This is a genomic window from Deinococcus sp. KSM4-11, assembly GCF_004801415.1.
GTDB lineage: Bacteria > Deinococcota > Deinococci > Deinococcales > Deinococcaceae > Deinococcus.
Genome location: NZ_SSNX01000007.1, coordinates 193,967 through 214,351 on the forward strand (window position 1 = coordinate 193,967; position 20,385 = coordinate 214,351).

Annotated in this window: 17 protein-coding genes and 1 tRNA gene; 10 read left to right on the top strand and 8 right to left on the bottom strand. The window is 68.9% G+C overall.

The features are described from left to right. The first annotated feature begins 3 nt into the window (after window positions 1-3). The 6 genes from E7T09_RS17710 to E7T09_RS17735 all read left to right on the top strand — a co-directional run bounded on the left by E7T09_RS17710 (window position 4) and on the right by E7T09_RS17735 (window position 7,526). Window positions 4-1,611, top strand: coding sequence for an FAD-dependent oxidoreductase (locus E7T09_RS17710; protein WP_136390508.1), 1,608 nt, complete (start codon window positions 4-6; stop codon window positions 1,609-1,611). A 10-nt stretch (window positions 1,612-1,621) separates the two neighbouring features. Beyond that, on the top strand, window positions 1,622-2,671 hold the full coding sequence (locus E7T09_RS17715) for a LacI family DNA-binding transcriptional regulator (protein WP_136390509.1): 1,050 nt from the start codon (window positions 1,622-1,624) through the stop codon (window positions 2,669-2,671). Window positions 2,672-2,857: 186 nt separating this feature from the next. Continuing rightward, window positions 2,858-4,369, top strand: coding sequence for an ABC transporter substrate-binding protein (locus tag E7T09_RS17720; protein WP_136390510.1), 1,512 nt, complete (start codon window positions 2,858-2,860; stop codon window positions 4,367-4,369). 34 nt (window positions 4,370-4,403) lie between these two features. Beyond that, window positions 4,404-5,354: an ABC transporter permease gene (locus tag E7T09_RS17725; protein ID WP_136390511.1), complete on the top strand. Its 951-nt coding sequence runs from the start codon at window positions 4,404-4,406 to the stop codon at window positions 5,352-5,354. Beyond that, a complete protein-coding gene (locus tag E7T09_RS17730) occupies window positions 5,351-6,232 on the top strand; it encodes an ABC transporter permease (protein WP_240741872.1) in 882 nt (293 codons plus the stop codon). Before E7T09_RS17725 ends, E7T09_RS17730 begins: the two co-directional genes overlap by 4 nt. A gap of 127 nt (window positions 6,233-6,359) precedes the next feature. After that, window positions 6,360-7,526: a sugar MFS transporter gene (locus tag E7T09_RS17735; RefSeq protein ID WP_136390512.1), complete on the top strand. Its 1,167-nt coding sequence runs from the start codon at window positions 6,360-6,362 to the stop codon at window positions 7,524-7,526. A gap of 375 nt (window positions 7,527-7,901) precedes the next feature. On the opposite strand, the gene E7T09_RS17740 is transcribed toward E7T09_RS17735, so the two are convergent. After that, window positions 7,902-7,977: transfer RNA gene (locus E7T09_RS17740), tRNA-Ala, on the bottom strand. A 168-nt stretch (window positions 7,978-8,145) separates the two neighbouring features. Here E7T09_RS17740 and guaB point away from each other — a divergent pair. Further along, a complete protein-coding gene (gene guaB, locus E7T09_RS17745) occupies window positions 8,146-9,654 on the top strand; it encodes an IMP dehydrogenase (RefSeq protein ID WP_136390513.1) in 1,509 nt (502 codons plus the stop codon). A 137-nt stretch (window positions 9,655-9,791) separates the two neighbouring features. Here the strand turns inward: guaB and E7T09_RS17750 are convergent, their stop codons facing one another. Next, window positions 9,792-11,801 carry an FAD/NAD(P)-binding protein gene (locus E7T09_RS17750; RefSeq protein WP_136390514.1) on the bottom strand — a complete coding sequence of 670 codons (2,010 nt, stop codon included), beginning with the start codon at window positions 11,799-11,801 and terminating at the stop codon, window positions 9,792-9,794. 197 nt (window positions 11,802-11,998) lie between these two features. On the opposite strand from E7T09_RS17750, the gene E7T09_RS17755 reads away from it, so the two are divergent. Then, the gene (locus E7T09_RS17755) at window positions 11,999-12,643 is read left to right on the top strand and encodes a hemolysin III family protein (RefSeq protein ID WP_136390515.1); all 645 of its coding nucleotides are present in this window, start codon (window positions 11,999-12,001) and stop codon (window positions 12,641-12,643) included. Window positions 12,644-12,702: 59 nt separating this feature from the next. Here the strand turns inward: E7T09_RS17755 and E7T09_RS17760 are convergent, their stop codons facing one another. The 3 genes from E7T09_RS17760 to E7T09_RS17770 are packed head-to-tail and all read right to left on the bottom strand — an operon-like array spanning window position 12,703 to window position 15,767. Further along, window positions 12,703-13,314 (bottom strand): site-2 protease family protein, encoded by a 612-nt coding sequence (locus E7T09_RS17760; protein WP_136390516.1) that lies wholly within the window; start codon window positions 13,312-13,314, stop codon window positions 12,703-12,705. Between the two features lie 25 nt (window positions 13,315-13,339). Further along, window positions 13,340-14,461, bottom strand: a complete 1,122-nt coding sequence (locus tag E7T09_RS17765) for a CCA tRNA nucleotidyltransferase (protein WP_240741873.1) — start codon at window positions 14,459-14,461, stop codon at window positions 13,340-13,342. A 13-nt stretch (window positions 14,462-14,474) separates the two neighbouring features. Then, window positions 14,475-15,767 carry a S1C family serine protease gene (locus E7T09_RS17770; protein WP_136390517.1) on the bottom strand — a complete coding sequence of 431 codons (1,293 nt, stop codon included), beginning with the start codon at window positions 15,765-15,767 and terminating at the stop codon, window positions 14,475-14,477. Between the two features lie 112 nt (window positions 15,768-15,879). Between E7T09_RS17770 and E7T09_RS17775 the strand changes: the two genes are divergently transcribed. After that, a complete protein-coding gene (locus tag E7T09_RS17775) occupies window positions 15,880-16,902 on the top strand; it encodes a nucleotidyltransferase domain-containing protein (RefSeq protein WP_136390518.1) in 1,023 nt (340 codons plus the stop codon). Between the two features lie 3 nt (window positions 16,903-16,905). Here the strand turns inward: E7T09_RS17775 and hslO are convergent, their stop codons facing one another. Together hslO and E7T09_RS17785 are read right to left on the bottom strand one after the other, a co-directional pair. After that, complete coding sequence (gene hslO, locus E7T09_RS17780) at window positions 16,906-17,817, bottom strand: Hsp33 family molecular chaperone HslO (RefSeq protein WP_168734919.1); 912 nt, start codon at window positions 17,815-17,817, stop codon at window positions 16,906-16,908. A 283-nt stretch (window positions 17,818-18,100) separates the two neighbouring features. Next, window positions 18,101-18,484, bottom strand: a complete 384-nt coding sequence (locus E7T09_RS17785; protein ID WP_136390520.1) for a 4'-phosphopantetheinyl transferase superfamily protein — start codon at window positions 18,482-18,484, stop codon at window positions 18,101-18,103. A 37-nt stretch (window positions 18,485-18,521) separates the two neighbouring features. Here E7T09_RS17785 and E7T09_RS17790 point away from each other — a divergent pair, with 37 nt between their 5' ends. Continuing rightward, entirely contained in the window at window positions 18,522-19,241 is a 720-nt protein-coding gene (locus E7T09_RS17790; protein WP_240741874.1) for a HepT-like ribonuclease domain-containing protein, read from the top strand. Here the strand turns inward: E7T09_RS17790 and cax are convergent. Continuing rightward, window positions 19,231-20,379 carry a calcium/proton exchanger gene (gene cax / locus E7T09_RS17795; protein WP_136390522.1) on the bottom strand — a complete coding sequence of 383 codons (1,149 nt, stop codon included), beginning with the start codon at window positions 20,377-20,379 and terminating at the stop codon, window positions 19,231-19,233. The two genes, E7T09_RS17790 and cax, sit on opposite strands and share 11 nt — an antisense overlap. Window positions 20,380-20,385: the final 6 nt, after the last annotated feature.

The following is a 20,385-nucleotide window of genomic DNA, read 5'->3' on the forward strand; positions in this document are numbered from 1 at the left end:
CCCATGCCACACACCCACACGGACATCCTGATCATCGGCGGGGGCACGGGCGGCGTCGCCTCCGCCCTCGCCGCCCTGCGCCTCGGCCGACGCGTCCTCATGACCGAGGAGACCGACTGGATCGGCGGGCAACTCACCTCCCAGGCCGTGCCGCCCGACGAGGGCATCTGGATCGAGCAGGTCGGCTGCACCGCGAGCTACCGCGCGTTCCGTAACGGCGTGCGCGCGTACTACCGCCAGAACTACCTCCTGCGTCCCGAGTCGCGGTCAGAGGTGGAACTCAATCCCGGAGCGGGCACCGTGAGCCGCCTGTGCCATGAACCCCGCGTGGCCCTGGCCGTGCTGGAGGCCATGCTCGCCCCGTACCGCGCCAACCGCCAGCTGGACGTGTGGCTGGACACCCGGCCCGTGGCGGTCGAGATGGACGGCGACCGCGTGGCCGCCGTCACGGTCGAGCATGTCCTCAGCGGCGAGCGCTCGGTTCTGACCGCGCCCTACGTGTTGGACGCCACCGAAACGGGTGAGCTGCTCGACCTCGGGAACATCGAAAGTGTGATCGGGGCCGAGGGGCAGGCCCAGACCGGGGAGCCGCACGCGCTGGCCGAGGCTGATCCCCTGAACCAGCAGGCGATCAGCTGGTGCTTTGCCATGGATCACCTCGAGGGCGAGGATCACACCATCGACAAACCGGCCGGGTACGACTTCTGGCGCAGGTATCAGGCGCCGTTCTGGCCGGACAAGCAGCTGAGCTGGACGCTGTGCCAGCCGATCACGCACCGCGCCGTGTACCGCGACCTGTTCGGCAACCCGGACGAGACCCCGCACGGCGGCGACCTGTGGCACTTCCGGCGCATCTTCGCGAAGCGTCACTACTCCGAGGGCCGCTATGCCAGCGACATCACGCTGGTGAACTGGCCGCAGATCGACTACTGGCTCGGGCCGGTGCTCGGCGTCAGCGAGGAGGAGAAGGCGAAGCACGTGGCCGGTGCCCGCGACCTGAGTCTGAGCCTGATGTACTGGATGCAGACCGAGGCGCCCCGCCACGACGGCCCCGGGCACGGCTACCCGGGCCTGCGCCTGCGTGGCGATGTGACCGGCACGCGCGACGGGCTGGCCAAGGCCATCTATGTGCGTGAATCCCGCCGCATCCAGGCAGAGTTCACCGTGCTCGAGCAGATGGTCGGTGTGGACGCCCGCGCTGGCCTGCAGGGCGCCGAGCAGTTCCCCGATACCGTCGGCATCGGGCAGTACCGCATCGACCTGCATCCCTCGACGCGCGGCCGCAACTACGTGGATGTGGCCTCCTGGCCCTTCCAGATTCCGCTCGGCGCCCTCATTCCGGTGCGCGTGGAGAACCTCCTGCCCGCGGCGAAAAACCTCGGGGTCACGCACATCACCAACGGCTGCTACCGCCTACATCCGGTCGAGTGGAACATCGGCGAGGCGGCCGGCGCGCTCGCCGCACATGCGCTGAACGCCGGCCTCACCCCGGCGCAGGTATACCGCACGCCGGCGCTGCTGTCGGACTTCCAGACCCTGCTGGAACGCGACCTCGGCTTCGAGCTGCACTGGCCCGACGCGCAGCGTCTCACTCCGTCGCCCGGGTTCTAGGATACGAACTGTGGTTCCCCCAGCCCGCAAAGGCCCCACCCAGCGTGAGGTCGCCCGACTCGCCGGCGTGTCGCAGGCCGCCGTGTCTCAGGTGCTCAACGGCGGTGTGGACGGCATCCGCATTCCGGACGCGACCCGTCAGCGCATCCTGCAGGCCATGCAGGAGGTCGGCTACGTCCCGAACGTCGCCGCGCGCCGCCTCGCGGGGGGCCGCAACCGCATCCTGGGCGTGTTCACGTACGAGCCCGTGTTCCCGACCAGCACGCGGGACTTTTTCACGCCGTTCCTCGAGGGGATCGAGGAGGCCGCCGCCGACCTCGACTATGACCTGCTGCTGCACACCCGGCCCGCTCCACAGGGGGGCCGGCGGGCGGTGTATCACGACGGGGCCAGCCGCCTGCGCCTCGCCGACGGCACCGTCATGCTCGGGCAGTTGGACGACGAGCGGCGCAGCGACCTGGCTCAGCTCGTCGGCGGCGGGCACCCAACCGTGTTCATCGGCCGCCGCGAACTCCCTGGGCAGGCATTGCCGTACGTCACGGCGGACTACCCGGCCGCTACCGCGCAGGCGTGCAGGGCCCTGCTGGAGCGGGGCCATGAGCACACCCTGTACCTCGGGACGTCGACCCACCACGAATCCGCCGTCGACCGTGAACTCGGGTACCGGACGGCCATGGGTGGTGGGGGTCACGGCCGGGTGGAGCGCGTCGAGACGGTCACCGCCGATCTGGTGTCCCGCATGACGCGCGCCGGGGTGACCGCGGTGCTGTGCGAGAACGAGCGCCTCACCGCCGAGTGGATTGCGGCCGCCGGGACGCTGGGTCTGAGCTGGCCGCAGGACTACGGGTTCGCCGTGCTCGGCGACCCGATCTACCACGGCGACCTCCCGGCCGGGTGGGCGCACGTGACCATTCCCCGCGTGGGGATGGGCCAGGAAGCGGTGAGGCTACTGGCGGGTCTCCTCGCGGGCCTGCCTGCGGAGCCCCGCAGCCTGCCGTGCCAGTGGGTGCCCGGCGCCTCGCTCGGGGGCCGACGCCAAACGGCGCCAGCGACCCCATGAGGGCCCACCCGTCGGGCGTCCCAGATGGTGAGCCCCTCCTGATGCTGGGCAGTCGGGCGATCCTTGCAGTCGGCACGGTGCAAAACCATCACTTGCTGTGGGTAAATCAAGCGAATAGACTGTTCCGATCTTGAAGGCGCAAAACTGGTATCTACCTTGGATTCAGTCCAAGGCGAGGAGGATCTGATGAAATCGCACCTGGGAATCCTAATCATGAGCGTCGCGTTGATGGGCACGGCAGCGGCCCAGCAGGTTGAGCGCGGCGGCACCCTGCAACTGGCCGTGGATCAGTCCCCCGTGGGGCTGGATCCCCATGTCGCAACCGCCTTTTCCACCTTCGTGGTCACCGGTCAGATCTACGAGGGCCTGCTCGATGTTGACGCCAACCTCAAGATCCGGCCCCTGCTGGCCAGCAAGTACACGCGCAGCGACGACGGTCTGACCTACACGTTCACCCTCCGTCCCGGCATCAAATTCCACAATGGTGATCCCCTGACCGCTGGCGACGTGGTCTACTCCATGAACCGCGTCAAGGATCCCAAGATTGCCTCTCCGCTGGCCAGCCGGCTGAGCGCCGTCACCAGCGTGAAGGCCAGCGGACCGCTGCAGGTGACCTTCGTCCTGAGCAAGCCCTTCGCGCCCTTTCTCAGTGAGGTCGCCACCATTGCCATCGTGGATCAGAAGTACGTGGAGGGCGGCGGAAACCTGCAGCGCGCCGCGATCGGCACGGGACCGTTCGTGTTCAAGCAGTGGATTCCCGACACGGCACTGGTGCTGGCCAAGAACCCCTCCTACTGGGCCAAAGGCCAGCCCTATCTCGATGGCCTGAAGTTCAACATCGTGCCGGATGCCTCGACCCGCCAGATCGGCCTGCAGGGCGGCACCTACCAGTTTCTGCCCAACATCGACGCCAGCGTGGCGGCCACCCTCAAAACCGCGCCGGGCGTGCAGCTGTTGCGCTCGCAGGATCTGGCCTACAGCCTGCTCGGCATGAACGTCAGTCGCAAACCCTTTGACGATCCCCGGGTGCGTGAGGCGCTCAACTACGCCATCAACCGTCCCGAGATCGTGCAGGGCGTGTATTTCGGCGACGCCGTGCCCGGCGGCCCGATTCCCCCGGCCCTCAAGGCCTACGCCACCCCGGTGAACAACTTCCCGTGCTACTCCTACAACCCGGCCAAGGCGAAAGACCTGCTCAGGCAGGCCGGCTATCCGAACGGCGTCGACTTCTCGATCCTGACCTTCTCCACCATCAAGACCGTGTCCGACGCCGCCCAGGTGCTGCAGGCCGAACTCGCCCCGGCCGGCTTCCGCGCGAAGATCGACATCCAGGAATTCGGCAACTTCGTGCAGAATTGGCGCAACTCCAACTTCGATGCCTTCGTGTCCCTGAATGGCGGTTCTGTCGATCCTGACGGCCAGCTCTACCGCACCGTGGTCTCCGGCGGGTCCACCAATGTCTTCAAGTACAAGGATCCGGCGGTCGACGCGCTGCTCGAACAGGGCCGCTCCACCACCTCGAATGGCAGCCGCGTGCGCACCTACGCGCAGCTCGAGAGAACCCTGGCCTGCCGTGGGCCCGCTGCCTTCCTGGCCTACGGGGCGCTGTACTCCGCGGCGCGTACCGAAGTCCGGGGTTTCACGCCCAACCCGACCCGTTCCCTGGCGGCCCTGAAGACCACCTGGATCAACCGGTAATGTCCAGTGGTGCGGTCGGCACCCCCGTGCCTGCATGCTGACCTACGCGGCCCGCCGGCTGATCGATCTACTGGTGATCCTGTTCGGCGTGTCGGTGCTGGTCTTCCTGATGATCCGCCTGATTCCAGGCGACGCCGTGCAGATCCTGCTCGGCGCGAACACCGAGGTCACGCCCGCACAGATCGCCCAGCTGCGTCATACGCTGGGACTCGATCAGCCGGTGTTCGTGCAGTACGGGATGTGGCTGTCCGGGATCCTGCGCGGCAACCTGGGCCAGAGCGTCTGGACCGGGGCGTCCATCGGCCAGGAGATCATGGCGAGGCTTCCGGTCACGCTGGAACTCACCGTGGTTCCCCTGCTGCTCGCCAGCGCCCTGGCCATTCCGCTGGGCATCCTGACAGCGTCCTGGCACAATTCCAGCGTGGAACGGATACTCCGCTTCCTGACCATCGCGGGCATCACCACGCCCGCCTTCTGGCTGGGCACGCTGTTCATCTACGTGGCCTTCCTGATCGCGCCGCGCTGGGCCACCATCGGCTACGTGCCGTTCAGCGCCGATCCGCTCGGGCACGTCTCCCGCATGGTGCTGCCGGTCATCGCGCTGGCCCTGCCGCTGCTCGCGGGCCTGATCCGCATCCTGCGTTCCTCGCTGCTGGAAGTGCTCGGCCAGGACTTCATCCGCACCGCCCGCTCCAAGGGCCTGAGCGAACGCCGGGTGCTCTACGGGCACGCCCTGCGCAACGCCCTGGTGCCGCTGTTGACGGTGCTGGGCATTCAGGCGGGCTACCTCTTCGGCGGGGCCATCGTCGTCGAGCAGGTCTTCGCGATCCCCGGCTTCGGGCGCCTGATCGTGGGCGCGATCAACGAGCGTAACTATGCCCTGGTGCAGGGCTCCATTCTGGTCGTCACCGCCGGCTTCGTGCTGATCAATTTCCTCGTGGATCTGCTGTATGCCGCTGTCGATCCCCGTGTGGAGTACGGGTGAGCGGCGCTACTATGCCGGCCGCTCCCCGAACCGGACGGCCTGCAAAGAGCCTGCTGGCCCGGCTGCTTCACGACCCCCTGGGCCGGCTCGGCTTCGTTCTGACGGCCCTGGTGGTGGGGCTGGCCGTGTTCGCCGGGCCTCTGGCCCCAGTCGATCCGTTCCGACAGGACATCCTTGGCCGGCTCGGGGGACCGTCGGCGCGGCACCTGCTGGGCACGGATCAGTTTGGCCGGGACACCCTGGCACGCCTGCTGTACGGGTACCGCGCGTCCCTCGGCGTGGCCGTCGGGGCCGTGACCCTCGCCCTGCTGATCGGCGGCACGCTGGGCATCCTGGCCGCCTACCTGGGCGGCTGGTTCGATCGCATCGTGATGCGGGTGATGGACGTGCTGCTCGCGTTTCCGGTGATCCTGCTGGCCATCGGGATCGTGGCGGTGCTTGGGCCTGGCCCGGCGAACTCCGCGCTGGCCATCGGCGTGGTGTACATCCCGACGTTCGCGCGCTTGCTGCGGGCGCCCGCCCTGGTGCTCAAGGCCAGCGAGTACGTCAGTGCCGCCCAGGCCCTCGGGGCCAGCGATGGCCGCGTCATCTTCCGGCACATCCTGCCCAACATCGTGGCAGTGCTGTTGGTGCAGACCTCCCTGGCCCTGTCGACCGCGATCCTGGTGGAAGCGTCGCTGTCCTTTCTCGGCCTGGGCACCCGCCCGCCCGTTCCCAGCCTCGGCCTGATGCTCTCCGAGGCGCGCTCGTTCCTGACGCTTCAGCCCTGGCCAGCGGTGTTCAGTGGCTTGGCCATCCTGATCGCCTCGCTCGGCTTCAACCTGCTGGGCGACAGCCTCAGGGACGTCCTCGACCCCCGCCTGCGGGGACAGGAGTGAGGCGGACGCCCGCCGGCGCCGGCGGAGCGGGCGCGCACCACGTCCTGTGGCCCAGCGCCGCGGATTCAGGGGCCCGCAGCGGTGGCAGCTCCTGCTGTGGCGCGGGCCCTGACGGCCCGTCGGGCGGGTGAACGACCCCATCCAGGTGTCAGATCCCCCGCCCTCTCCCGCCTTCCACCGCGACTGGCCGGTCATGCTGGGCTACGCCGGCTTCGGCCTGTACAGCTTCTGCGTGGCGCTGCTGGGCCCGGCGGTGCCCTTCCTGCGGGCTGAACTGCACCTGACCTACGCCGCTGCTGGCCTGCACGCGACCATGCTCGCGATCGGCGCCGTCGTGGTCGGGGCGGCCGGTGAACGCCTGACCCGACGGCTCAGCCGCAACGCGACGTTCCGCGTGGGCGCCGCCGGTACTGGTCTCGCCGTCGCTCTGCTCGCGCTGGGACGGGCTCCCACCATGACGCTCGCGGCCGCCCTGCTCCTCGGCCTGGGCGCGTCCATCCTGCTCACCACTGCCCAGGCCCTGCTCAGCGAGCGCGCCGGCCAGCACCAGCGGATAGCCCTGCTGGAGGCGGGAGTGGTGGCCAGCCTCAGCGGCAGTCTGGCTGGGCTGTTGATCGGCGCGGCGCAGCAGAGTGGGCCAGGCTGGCGCGCCGCGCTGATCCTCCCGGTGCTGGGGGCCCTGGCCCTCACCTTCTGGCGCTCACGGCCCCCGGCCACGGCACAGGCCCTATCCGCCCCGCCAGGGGGACGGCTGCCCAGGGCATTCTGGCGGGCATGGAGCGTGGTGCTGGCCGTCGTGACCGTGGAATGGTGCCTGTCCTTCTGGGCGGCCACGTACCTGACGAGCCGTGGCCAGACCCCGAGCGGGGCGGCCAGCCTGTTCAGCCTGTACCTGCTGGCCCTGCTGGCAGGCCGCCTGATCGGTGGGGTCGCCATCCGCCGGTTGCGTCACTCGACCCGTGATCTCGTGGTGGCCGCCCTGCTCCTGACGGGTGCCGGGTTCAGTGTGTTCTGGCTGTCGCACGATCCAGGCCTTCAGCTGGGCGGCCTGCTGCTTACCGGCCTGGGTGTCGCCAACCTCTATCCGTTGACCCTTTCCCTCGCGCTGGCCACAGCCCTAGAGGCGGCAGATCTGGCCAGCGCGAGGGTGTCCCTCGCAGTTGGGCTGGCGATCCTCGTGGCCCCCCTGAGCCTGGGAGCCCTGGCCGACCGGATCGATCTGCAGGTGGCGTACGGGCTGGTGCCCTGCATGCTGCTGACGGCCCTGATGCTCCTGATCCGCAGGTCGGGCTGAAGATGAACCTGGGTCACTCTTCAGGGGAGTGGGCTGGCGCGTGATGTATCGGATGTTTTCGACGTTAGGAAGGCCATCTGTCCCGCGCCCCCTGCGGGCAGGGCGACTTAGCGCTGGAATGCTTCCCCGTCGTCCAGGCGTGCATCAGCTGATTCCTGACCGGGTGGGGAGACGTGGACGCCGAGGAGTAGAAATCGGGGAAGGCGGCGGATTGAACGAACTTCAACAGCGGCGTAGGGGTTCAGGCCCCGCGCCGCCGTTCTGTATGAATTGGGATATGTCATCGCACCTTGGAAACCGTTGGGCTATTGCCCCGAACCCTTTTAGGGCCATGCACAGCCAAATTGAAAAGCCCGCTCTGAGCGGGCTTTTGTGTGGTGGAGCCAAGCGGGATCGAACCGCTGACCTCGTCATTGCGAACGACGCGCTCTCCCAGCTGAGCTATGGCCCCACGTGCCCTGAACTCATGGGCGAAAGGGAATTTACCACGCCTCCCGTAGGGGTGCAAGGGTGGCCCATCATGTGCAGGGTCGTCGGCTGCGCTCTGCGTCCCTGCTCCATCTGTCCAGGCTGGACACGGTCACCGTTCCGGTGGGGCCGAGGGCTTACACTCGCACGCATGAGTGCGCCTGCCACCCCGGCCCCGACCCAGATCCCGGACAGCCAGGATCGGTACTCGTACAAGTTCGGCCAGGAGGGCATCACCTTCGACGATGTGCTGCTTCAGCCCCGGCACTCGCAGGTGCTGCCCCACCAGGTGAATATCGAGGCGCAGCTGACCCGCCGGGTGCGCCTGAACATTCCCTTCGTGTCGGCCGCCATGGACACGGTGACCGAAACCGGTATGGCCGTCGCCATGGCCCGCGAGGGCGGGATCGGCGTGATCCACAAGAACATGAGCGTGGAAGCGCAGGCCGAAATGGTGCGCAAGGTCAAGCGCAGCGAGAGCGGCATGATCGTCGATCCGATCACACTGCCCCCCCACGCCAGCGTGGCCGATGCCGACCGCCTGATGGGCGAGTACAAGATCAGCGGCGTGCCCATCACCGACCCGCAGGGCCGCCTGCTGGGCATCATTACCAACCGTGACATGCGTTTCATCGACGACATGAGCGTGCCCATCGAGGACGTCATGACGCGTGACGACCTGATCACCGTGCCGGTCGGCACGACCCTGGAGGACGCGCAGGAGATCTTCAAGATGCACCGCATCGAGAAGCTGCTCGTCACCGACGACGACAACATGCTGCGCGGGCTGATTACCATCAAGGATCTCACCAAGCGCGTGAAGTACCCGAACGCCGCCAAGGACAGCATGGGCCGCCTGCGCGTGGCCGCCGCCATCGGCGTCAGTGCCGACCTGATGGATCGGGCGGGCGCCCTGGTGCAGTCCGGCGTGGACGTGCTGGTGCTCGACAGCGCGCACGGGCACTCGCAGGGCATCCTCCAGGCCCTGGCACGCGTGAAGGAACACTACGATGTGGACGTGATCGCCGGAAACGTGGCCACCCGCAGCGGGGCACGCGACCTGATCCTGGCGGGCGCGGACGCCGTGAAGGTCGGCATCGGCCCGGGAAGTATCTGCACCACGCGCGTCGTGACCGGCGTGGGCGTGCCGCAGATCACCGCGATCTTCGAGGCCAGCTCGGCTGCCATGGAGGCCGGTATTCCCGTGATTGCCGACGGCGGCATCAAGCAGACCGGGGACGTGCCCAAGGCCATCGCGGCCGGCGCAGGCGTGGTCATGATGGGCAGCATGCTTGCGGGCACCGACGAGGCCCCCGGCGAGACCATCCTGCGTGATGGACGGCGGTACAAGAGTTACCGCGGCATGGGTTCCCTGGGCGCCATGGATCAGGGCAGCGCCGACCGCTACTTCCAGAGCGGCAGCCGCAAGTTCGTCCCCGAGGGCATCGAGGGCATCGTGGCGTACAAGGGCACGGCGGGCGAGGTCATCTACCAGTTCGTCGGCGGCCTGAAAAGCAGCATGGGCTACTGCGGCGCGCCCGATCTGGCGACCCTGCGCGACACCGCGCAGTTCGTGCGCATCACCGGGGCCAGCCTGATCGAGAGCCACCCGCACGGCGTGACCATCACCAAGGAAGCGCCCAACTACGGCGGCCGCTGAACGCTCTATTCGGTTCATCCGCCACGGCCCAGCCATCGATGTGTACAGCTGGGCCGTGGCGTTGTCACCCCACGGTGTTCCCGTGGTTGCAAGATCAGGAGGGCGCGCGGTGGTTCGCGCCTGGATGTCCCCTCGCCCTAGCCGCCGAAGAACTTCAGCTTGCCCTGCGGCGGGCCGGGAAAGTCCGAGACGGCCGGGCCACCGCTGACGCCCAGCACTTCCCGCGCGGCACGGACACCCTGGTCGATGGCGCTGTGCGCGTACGCGTACGCCCCGGAGTCCGAGTTGGCAATGGCAACCTTGCCCCAACCCTTGCGGGCCGCCTGGATCGGGAGGGGGCCGCCCGGCCAGAAGCGGTCGGCGGGGCGCATGTACTCGTAGGCGTAGCCGTGCGCCCAGCGGTTTATCGTGATGGCGGCGATGTCGCGGGCCGCGTCGAAGCCGCCGCCGCCCAGCGCGCCGTTCAGGAGGCGGCGGGCCTGCCGTTCGTAGTCGGCGAACCTTAATCCCAGCAGTTCGGCGCGGCCGGTGTTGAACTGCTCGCGCACGTCCTGCTCCGGGGGGCCGCCGGGAATGCGGCGCAGGTGCAGCACGACCGGGTCGTCCGGCGTCCGCGCGAAGTGGTAGCTGCCCATGCTGACTGGAAAATCGAGGTCGGCGCCCAGCCAGAAGTGTCCCGGCGCCGTGACCGCCGAGAGCCCCAGGTTCTTGAAGGCGTGCCAGTTGCGGATGACCACGTTCGTGTACACCAGCGGCACCTTGACCTGATCGCGTAGCGCGGTGACCTGGGCCTCGGGCAGCTCCCTGGTGAGGTACGGAATCACGCGGTGCCAGCAGGCCAGCACGACGTGCCCGGCCACCACCGAATGCAGGTTCCCACCCCGCGCGTACGTGACCTCGACCTGCCGCGCGGTGCTGGGGTCGCCCAGGTGCCGCACGCGGACAGCGCTGCTCTCCAGCCGGATGCGGACGGGATGGCCGGGTTGATCCAGCTGCGCGTACTTCAGGCGGCTGACCGCCAGGGTGGGCATGTCGCCGCGTGCGAGTGCCTGCGGGATCAGCGAGCGCACCAGTGCCCGCGCCACCGAGGCGTTCCCGTCGGGGAAGTGGTAGATGTAGTCGTCGGGATCGGTCATCAGCAGGCGGCCGCTGGGGCTGTTGCGGCGGTCCGGCTGGTCGCCCAGCTCCATGCCGTCCAGGCCGGGGTTGCCGTTCGCCCAGGCGTCCAGGGTGCCCACCTTGTCGATGCCGCTGCCGTAGTACTCGCGGGTGCTGTCCTGAAAGTACGTGACCAGTTGCGGGTCGGCGCGGGCGATGTTCAGCAGGAAGTCCCGGTACGTCGTGTCGGCCAGGAGGTCGCGTTTCTGGGCGGCGGTCTTGCCGGGCAGGTAGTCGCGCGGCGCGTCGGTCAGCTCGATCAGGTCTGCGCGGGCGTTGGCGTTCAGCGGCGTGTCCTTCACCCACTCTGCGGCTTTGTCGGTCTCGACCACGGTCGCCGCGCGACCCCACACGGCCGGGTCGAAGTACACGCCCCCGCTCAGGCCGCGTTTGTCGTACCACTCGCCGTCGTAGTAGCCCTCAAATTTCTGCGGCTCTATCCCCACACTGCCCAGCAGGGCATTCACCGCCGGACTGAAGTAGCTGGGGGTCTGCAAGGACTGCGAGCCGCCGTAGCCGATCATGGTCTTCCCACCCACCCGGAACTCGTTGCGTTTGGCATGCCCGCCGACATCGGCCAGCGGATCGAGGATCAGCACCCGCGCGCGCGGGTGCAGGCGGCGGAACTCATGTGCCGCCGCGAGGCCCGAGATGCCCGCCCCGACCACCACCAGATCGAAGGTTTCACCCGTGCTGGCGCCCGCTCCCGGCGTGAGCATCCCGTCACGGATGGCGTGCATCACGGCGTTGGCCTGCGGGGTCTGCCCGACCACCGCGTTCGCCTGGGCGGGTGGGTACTCGCCCGTCGGGGACCCCCCCGCTCCACCGGCGTGTGCGCGGCCCCACGGCAGCATGCCCTGCGCCGCAACGGCCGCCGCCGTGTACGCCAGGCCGTTCAGGAAGTCGCGCCGCGCGACCTTGCGGGTCATGCCCAGCGCGCGGTCTTCGGAGGTGGAGGTGGTCGGAACGTCATGCGGTTCGCTGTCCATGGGAACCTCGGTGCTGGGGCAGGGGAGGGCTCGACTGGCGGTGTGGTCAAGGGCAGTGTAGACGTCCGCCCTGCCCCCTTCACTGGAGCTCCGCGCCGTCCCGGTCGTCCCCACCTCTGGAGGCCGTGCACGTAGGCCGACGTGAACTCCGTCCCAGTTGACAGACTGTCATCAGGCGGGGGGAGTACGCTACCTGCATGATCCGCCGCCTGCCTGCCCCCCGCGAACCCGTGAACGCCCTGACGCACTGGGCCGGGGTGCTGGCGGCCCTGCTGATCCTGGGGCCCCTGCTGTGGTGGGCCCACGCGCACGCCCTGGCCCTGTGGCCCTTCATCGTGTTCGTCCTGAGCATGACCCTGCTGTACGCGGCCAGTGCCAGCTACCACTCGTTCTTCCCCAGCGAACGTGGACTGCTGTGGCTGCGCAAACTCGATCACGCCGGAATCTTCCTGCTGATCGCCGGAAGTTACACCCCCGTCGCGTACTTCGGCCTGCACGGCGTGTGGCAGGGCGTGGTGCTGTGGGTCATCTGGGGCATCGCCCTGACCGGCATCACCCTGAAACTCGTCACCATGCGCCTGCCCCGCTGGATCAGCACGCTGCTGTACGTCGGCATGGGCTGGCTGGCGCTGGCCTTCATTCCGCAGCTCGCACACAACCTGCCTCCCAGCGCGATCTTCTGGCTCGCGGCCGGCGGCGTGCTGTACTCGCTGGGCGCCGTCGTGTACGGCACCAAACGCTGGGATCCGCGCCCTGGCGTATTCGGCTTCCACGAGATCTGGCACCTGTTCGTGCTCGGCGGCACGGGCGCACACGTCGCCATGATGTTCAACCTGCGCTGAGCCGGGAAAGAAGATGGGGCGGAGGCTGTGCGTAGCCTCCGCCCCGTTCCTGTGCCCATCTACGCGCCGACGAAGCCTTGCACCCAGCCCTGCACGACGTTGATCAGGCCGCTGATCTGCCGGCCGAACAGGTAGATGAAGGCCATCACGATCAGGAACGAGTACGGCAACATCTCGAACTGCGCCAGGCTGCGTCCTAGCGACGGCACCAGCGCGCCCAGGATGCGGCTGCCGTCGAGCAGCGGAATGGGAATCAGATTGAACACCGCCAGCACCACGTTGATGCTCAGGATGGTCGTCAGAACGACATACACGATGTCCATGTGCGATCCGAACTTCAGCAGCAGGGCGCACACCAGCGCGATCAGCAGGTTGCTCAGCGGCCCGGCCGCCGACACCCACAGCGTGCCCCAGCGGCCCAGGTTGTTCGGATTGATCGGCACGGGCTTGGCGAAGCCGAAGCCGACCAGCAGCATCAGCAGCGTGCCGAAAGGATCGAGGTGCTTGAGGGGATTGAGGGTCACGCGCCCGTAGCGGCGCGGCGTGGGATCGCCCAGGCGATCCGCCGTCCACGCGTGCGCGAACTCGTGGAAGGTCAGTGACAGCACGAGTGCCGCCGCGATGATCACGAACGCCAGCGGGTTCGAGGTCAGCAGATTGATCAGGCCCATAGTCCCGGCATTCTACGGGCCGCCCCTACGGGCATTTGCCTGACGGGTATGAGTCCAGATACGAGCGCAGCGCCTCGCGTTCGTCGTCTGCGCTGTGCAGCGCGCCATCCTGCCGCAGGCGGGCCAGATGGGCCAGGGCCTCCCCGACCTGCGGGCCGGGCGGAATTCCCAGGGCGACCACGTCCCGCCCGGTCAGAGGGACGTACGCCTCCGGGCGCAGCAGTGCACGGAGCTGGCGTTCCGGCGTGCCCTCCGGGAAGAAGGTGTCCGAGAGGGCGCGGGCGAGCAGCGCGGCGGGCCGGTCGCCGAGTTCCAGCCGCGCTGCCAGGAACGCCGGGTCGGACGATGCGTGCAGGAGGGCCGCCGCGTAGGGCTGGAACGTGACGTCCATGTCCTGTGCCCGGAGGGCATCAAGCGCCTCCAGGCCGGGGGCCTCGGGCAGCAGCGATCCCGCGCCCCAGGCCCGGAGGGTTCGTAGCACGGCACCCGGCCTGGGTTCGGACAACATCAACTTCAGTTCCGCCCACAACCGGGGCGTGCGGTCGGCCAGGGCCAGCGCGTCCGGCACCTGGGCAAGCAGATCAGGATGGGCGCTCAGTTCCAGGCGGGCCGCCAGCCTGGCCCCGCGCACCAGGCGGCTGGCGTCCTCGTGCAGCGACTTCTCGTGCAGGGGTCGCAGCGTTCGCGCGTGCAGGTCGTCCAGGCCGCCCACCACGTCCAGCACCTCGCCGGGGCCGGTGGGCCAGGCGGTCAGGGCCAGGGCGTTCACGCTGAAATCCCGCCGCCTCAGGTCGTCCTCCAGCGTGCCGGGGGCGGGCACCGGGTTCTGTCCGGCCACCGGGTAGCTTTCCCGCCTGGCTCGCACCAGATCGGCAGATCTCCCGTCCGGCAGGGTCACGGTGGCGTTCCGGAAGGCCGGGTGGAAGGTCAGGGGCAGGCCTGTCGCGCGGGCGAGGGCCTCCACGTCCGTGCCCTCCACGACCACATCCAGATCCAGGGGATGCTGGCCCAGGAGGGCGTCCCGTACCGCGCCTCCCACCAGGGCCACGCGCGCCGCCGGCCCGGCGTGCCCGGCCAGTGAACGCAGCCACGTCCGGTCGTCCGGGCGCAGGTGCTCCCAGAGGGCAGCGGGCAAGTCCGTGGTCACGGAACGCCGGTACTCATTTGAAGGAGGTGGCGTCCAGGGTGACCTTCACGTCCCGCGTCTTGCCCGCCCGCCAGACCTTCAGGGTCACGGTGTCGCCCTGTTTCTTGTCGATCAGCGCGGCCTGTAGATCCTCCACGCCGTCCACGGGCGAGCCGTCGACGGCGGTAATCACGTCGCCACCCAGAGCGATCTGCCCTCCACGGAACTGCTGTGTGGTCGTCCCGCCCTTGAGTCCGGCCCTCGCGGCGGGTGAGCCGGGCGTCACGTCCCCGATCACCAGACCGCTCTCAGGCAGCTTCAACTGCGCCTTGCCCTGTGGACTCAGCGCGCTCAGGCCCACCGGGATGGTCTGCCCCTGGCCCTGCACGAGCAGTCCCGCGCCCAGCCCGATCCGCGGCGCGGTGATCATCCCCCCCTTCGCCGCCTGCAGGCGCGGCAGCAGGTTCTTCGCGGCGTTGATCGGAATGGCGAAGCCCACCCCGGCGCTCTGCCCGACCCCGCCCGACTGCACGCCGGGGCTGATGATCTGCGTGTTGATCCCGATCACGCGCCCGCCACTGTCGAGCAGCGGGCCGCCCGAGTTGCCGGGATTGATGGCCGCGTCGGTCTGGATGGCCTTCTGCGTGATGCCCTGCCCGTTCGCGCCGCCGAAGCCGATCGGGATCTGCCGGGCGGTGCTGCTCACGATGCCCTCGGTGACGCTGAAATCCAGGCCGAAGGGCGCGCCCATGGCGATGGCCTTCTGCCCGACCTTCAACGTGTCGCTGTTGCCCAGCGGAATCGGCTTGATCAGCGCCTTGTTCAGGCCCTCGGGGCGGATCAGGGCCAGGTCGTACTGTGGCGCGAGGCCGATCACCTTCGCCGGGACGCTCTTCTGCTGCCCCATGACGCGCACGCTGATCTTCTGCGCGGCCTCCGTGCCGGACTCGCCCGCCACCACGTGGTAATTCGTCAGGATGTCCCCCGCCGCGTTCACGAAGAAGCCGCTGCCGACGCCCCGCTGCACCTGCGTCTGGCTGCCGTCCCCGCCGAACATCATCCCGAAGGGATCCTGACTCACGACCTGCGTCTCGGTGCTGATGTACACCAGCCCCGGCTCGTAGCGCGCGACCACCGCAATGGTGTTCTGCTCGTTCTGCAACTTCGCGCCCGGCTCGGCTGCCAGCGCGTTCGCCATGACATCCTGCGGTGGGGTAGGAGTGGCAGGCGTCTGGGCCGTGCCCAGCGGCACCTGATCCCGCATGAACGTGGCTCCCAGGCCCAGCCCGACGAGAACGAGAATGACCGCCACCCCTGTGCCCTTCATGCCGGCATTATCCCCGCCGCTCCCGCCCGCGTTCTTGAGGGAAGGTTGCGGCTTCCCGTGCCTGCGCCACATGGCCGATGTACCGCCGCGCCCGGTGTGCTGTGCTGGACGCATGCCGCAGTTGGATGGTGCCGACGCTGACCTGAGGCGAGGCCTGGGGGACTTCCTGGCGCGAGACCGCACGGACGGCGTGTTCCACACGGAGGTGGGCGGGCCGGGCAGCGTCCCCGCCCTGGCTGGCCTGGACGCGCCCGAACTGCACGCCGAGCTGCTCCCGGAGGTGCCCACGGACACGCAGCGCGCAGCCCTGGTTCACCTGGGGTACGTCCCGGAAACGGACGCGCGGTGGTGGCATCCCGGTGGCTGGCGGCTGGTGCTGCCAGATCACGGCAGCGGCTGGCGCAGCCGGCAGCACGCCCTGCGCGCCCTCCTGATCGCCGATCCGCGCGCCGCGCTGGAGTACCGCCGCGTGTACGGCCGCCGTGGCCGGGACGCCGCCGACCGGGCGCTGGAGGCGGCCGCCCTGGAACACCATGTCCGCACCGTCGGCTGGCGGCCGATGCAGTTCGCTGCCCGTGCCCTTGCCCATCTGGACGCCCCGTGGATGGTCGCCGGCGGCCTGGCGCTCGACCTGCACGCGGGCCGCGTGACCCGCCCGCACGACGACATCGACATCGTCCTTCCCAGCACCGCGCAGGAGCAGCTGCCGAACCTATTGCGGGGCTGGCGGCTGGACGCCTCGGTGAACGGCTCCTACCAGACCTTCACGCCCCCACTGGAACTCCCCGCCTACCAGATCCACGGGCGGCACCCCGATCTGCCAGACGTGCTCATGCTCGACGTGATGCTCACGGATCTGAGCGGCGGCGTGTGGCACTACCGGCGTGATCCCACCATTACGCGGCCGCTGCAGGGGGCGCGCCGCGTCGGAGACCTGGGAATCCCGTACCTCGCGCCTGAGATCGTCCTGCTGTTCAAAGCTGGATCCAGTAACGGCCAGGGGCCGCGCGGCAAGGACGCCCACGACTTCGAGCGGGCCCTCCCCACCCTGGATGCTCCCGCCCGGACGTGGCTCCACGGGGCGCTGCACCACACCCGGCCCGGCCACCCGTGGCTGGAGCGGTTGACCACTTGAGGCTCAGGCGCGGGCGTGCGCGTCCGTCGCGTCCAGCGCCGCGATCTCGTCCGGACTGATCTGGTACTTCTCGCCGCACCAGTGGCACACGATCTCCTGCCCGCCGTCCGCCATCATCTCCTGGCGCTCGGCCGCACTGAAGAACTTCAGCGAGTCACTGGCCTTCTCCCGCGAGCAGCGGCACTGGAAGCCCACCTCCTGCGCCTCCGCCGCCAGGGTCAGGCCCAGCCCCTCGGCCGCCCGTTCCATCACGCTCAGCAGCCCACCCTGCCGCAGCGCCGTGGTGATCTGCCCGATCGAGCGGATGTTCGCCTCCAGCTGCGCCAGCGTTTCGTCCGTCACTCCCGGCATGGCCTGCACCAGCAGCCCCCCTGCGTACGTCACCCGCTCGCCCTCCTCGTACACGCCCAGCAGCACGGCATTCGGAATCTGCTCCGACACGCCCAGGTAAGCACTCACATCCTCGGCAATCTCCCCACTCACCAGCCGGATACTGCCCGTATACGGCTCACCATTGTCGAGCAGCCGCGTCACCGCGAGTTCCCCATCCGTCCCCACGATCCCGCTCACATCCAGCTTTCCATCGGACTCGCGCAGCGGCAGATCCGCGTGCGGCTGGCGCACGTACCCACGCACCCGCCCATCCGCGCTGCCCTCCGCCACGATCCAGCCCACTGGGCCATCGCCCTCCACGCGCACCGTCACACGGCTGTCGGCGCGCTTGCCCAGCACAATGCTCAGCAGCGCCGATGCCGTCAGCGTGCGCCCCAGCGCGGCCGTGGCCGTCTTGCTCAGGTCATGGCGCACACGGGCGTCCTCGACCACGCGGGCCGAGTCCATGCCGATGAGTCGCAACGTATTCCCAGCCGCCGTGCCGCGCAGCAGGTAGGAGGAAGAGGAGGCCGGATCAGACATGAGCATGACCTTAGCGGGTTCATGTGGTGGTCGGTGTGGGAGGCCTCTCACTTCGGGATATTGTCGTGCTGGTCGGCTGTTCTGTGGGTGGGCAGGTGGTCGCTGTTGTCGTCCGGCTGGCCCTTCACGGCGGTCACGTTGGCATGGGGCGGCGTGCCTGCCGTTTGCGGTTGCGTCGTCAGCGCCCGCGCGCTTCGCGCACGATGGCATCCAGTGGGCTGGCAGGGTGGGTCGCTTCGGTTTTTGCTCCCTCTCCTCAGGAGAAGGTTGGGGTGAGGGGCTCTTACCGCTCTTCCAGCACCACCACCGCCGAGGCATGTTCCTTGGTGTGGGTCAGGGTCAGGTGGGTGATCCAGCCACGCTCCTGCATCTCGGCGGCAATGGCGGGCGCGTAGCCCAGGATCGGCGGGGCGAAGGGAAAGGGGCCGCCTGGGGTGCGTTCGCGTTCTACCCACACGTCGCGCCAGCCGTGGGGGCGGGGCCAGACCTTCTGGAAGGCTTCCTTCGCGGCGAAGCGGGCGGCGAGGCTGGGAGCGGGGTCGCTCAGGCGGGCGCAGTACGCCAGTTCGGTGGGCGCGAACAGTTTTTCGGCGCGGCGTCCCTCGCGCTCCAGCATGCCGCGGATGCGCTCGATCTCGATCAGGTCATGGCCGATGGCGACAATCACGCGGTCAGCATATGCGAGGGCACCCTATGCTCTGGCGGTGATCCCGCCGCCCGCTGCCGACGCCCTGTTCCCCGATCCGCGCCTGAATACGGTCGCGGCGCTGCTGCGGGCCGGTCGAGCGCGCTGGGAGGCGCTGGGCGTGTCGCGCGTGCGGGTGTTCGGCTCGGTCGCGCGGGGTGAGGCGCGGGCCGAGTCGGATATCGACCTGCTGGTGGATTTCGGGCCGGGTCGGGCGGCGGGCCTGCTGGACCTGATGCGGGTACGGGCGGTGTTCGAGGAACTGCTGGCCCGGCGGGTTGACGTGGTCACGGAGGCGGCCCTGACGCCGCCCATGCGTGCCGAGATCCTGGCCGACGCGGTGGATGTGCTGGCCGTGCCCACCCCGCTGCCGCTGGCGCACCGGGCGAAACGCTGGCGCTGGCGGGTGGTCGATCTGATCGCGGTGCTCGACCGGCTGGCCGCCCACCTGGCGGGCCTGACCCTGACCACCTTCCGCCGCGATGAGCGCACGCAGGACGCTGCGCTGCACCTGCTCCTGCGGCTGGGCGAGACGACCAAGTACCTTCCTCAGTCGGTGCAGGACACCCGCCCGGAAGTTCCCTGGGCGCTGCTGCGCGACGTGCGGAACCTCGTGGCGCACGATTACTTCGGGGTCGACCCGGCGCTGGTGTGGCACACCGCGACCGTGGAGCTGCCCGCCCTGCGGCCCGCGCTCCAGGCGTTGGCCGACGCTCCGGACGTGCCCGCTACCCGATGAGGGCGCCGAGGCTGTGCAGGGCGGCCCCGCTGCCCTCGGCCACGCGCGGCGTGACGTAAAAGAAGGCCAGGGCCAGCGCCACGTACACGGCGATCAGCAGGACGCCCTCGAACCACGTGGTTTCGCCGTCCTTGGTCACGGACGTGACGATCAGGGCCACGGCGATGATCGCGATCAGTTCCAGGGGACTGCTGAATACCAGGTTCATGGGATGGCCGATGAAGTACCCGATGATGACCAGCAGCGGCGCGGTCAGCAGGGCGACCTGCACGGTCGCGCCCAGGCCGATGTTCACGGCGAGGTCCATCTGCCCGCGCCGGGCGAAATACACGGCGGCGATGTACTCGGCGAAGTTGCCCACGATGGCCAGCACGATGATCCCCAGGAAGAACGGACTCAGGCCCAGGGTCGTGCTGGTGGCCTCCAGCGCGCCGGACAGCAGTTCGGATTCCAGCGCGATCAGGGCGGTGCCGCCCAGCAGCACGCCCAGGGCGACCGGCAGCGACCACGGCTTCTCCGGGCCGTGGCCGCTGCCGGTCGCGTCATCGACCGCGAACACGTCCTTGTGCGTGACCAGCGTGTACACCAGGTTCAGCAGGTACACGACGATCAGGATGATCGCCACGCCCAGGCTGAGCTTCTCGTCCAGGTTTTCGCGATCCGGGGTGGAGGCGACGAAGCCGGGCAGCTGCTCGGTGTAGTCGAAGATGGCGGGCAGGGTCAGCGTGATGACCGTCAGGAACAGCATGGCCGAGAGCTGCCCGGCGTTCGCGGCATTGAACTTCTGCCGCTCGCCCCGGTTGGCGAAGCCGGCGAACACGATGGCCAGCCCCAGCCCCAGCAGCGCGTTCCCGATGATTGACCCGGTGATCTGCGCCTTCACGACCTGCGTGTTCCCGCCGATCAGAATGAAAATGGCGATGATCAGTTCGGCCATATTGCCGAAGGTCACGTTCAGCAGCCCGCCGATGGTCGGCCCGGCATGCACGGCCACGTGCTCGGTTCCCTTGCGCAGCCAGTCGGCCAGCGGCACGATGGCCAGCACCGCCGTGAAGAACACCCACAGGGGCGGCGCGTGGAAGGCGTACTCCAGTAGCAGGCTGATCGGAATGAAGGCCAGCAGGGCGTTCATGAGCATGCTGGC

Bases quoted from the DNA above. Each gene is read 5' to 3' on its own strand.
- E7T09_RS17775 (WP_136390518.1), top strand. From the start codon at position 15,880: ATGCCGCAGTTGGATGGTGCCGACGCTGACCTGAGGCGAGGCCTGGGG.
- E7T09_RS17750 (WP_136390514.1), bottom strand. From the start codon at position 11,801: ATGGACAGCGAACCGCATGACGTTCCGACCACCTCCACCTCCGAAGAC.
- guaB (WP_136390513.1), top strand. From the start codon at position 8,146: ATGAGTGCGCCTGCCACCCCGGCCCCGACCCAGATCCCGGACAGCCAG.
- E7T09_RS17755 (WP_136390515.1), top strand. From the start codon at position 11,999: ATGATCCGCCGCCTGCCTGCCCCCCGCGAACCCGTGAACGCCCTGACG.
- hslO (WP_168734919.1), bottom strand. From the start codon at position 17,817: ATGTCTGATCCGGCCTCCTCTTCCTCCTACCTGCTGCGCGGCACGGCG.
- E7T09_RS17720 (WP_136390510.1), top strand. From the start codon at position 2,858: ATGAAATCGCACCTGGGAATCCTAATCATGAGCGTCGCGTTGATGGGC.
- cax (WP_136390522.1), bottom strand. From the start codon at position 20,379: ATGCTCATGAACGCCCTGCTGGCCTTCATTCCGATCAGCCTGCTACTG.
- E7T09_RS17760 (WP_136390516.1), bottom strand. From the start codon at position 13,314: ATGGGCCTGATCAATCTGCTGACCTCGAACCCGCTGGCGTTCGTGATC.
- E7T09_RS17710 (WP_136390508.1), top strand. From the start codon at position 4: ATGCCACACACCCACACGGACATCCTGATCATCGGCGGGGGCACGGGC.
- E7T09_RS17725 (WP_136390511.1), top strand. From the start codon at position 4,404: ATGCTGACCTACGCGGCCCGCCGGCTGATCGATCTACTGGTGATCCTG.
- E7T09_RS17770 (WP_136390517.1), bottom strand. From the start codon at position 15,767: ATGAAGGGCACAGGGGTGGCGGTCATTCTCGTTCTCGTCGGGCTGGGC.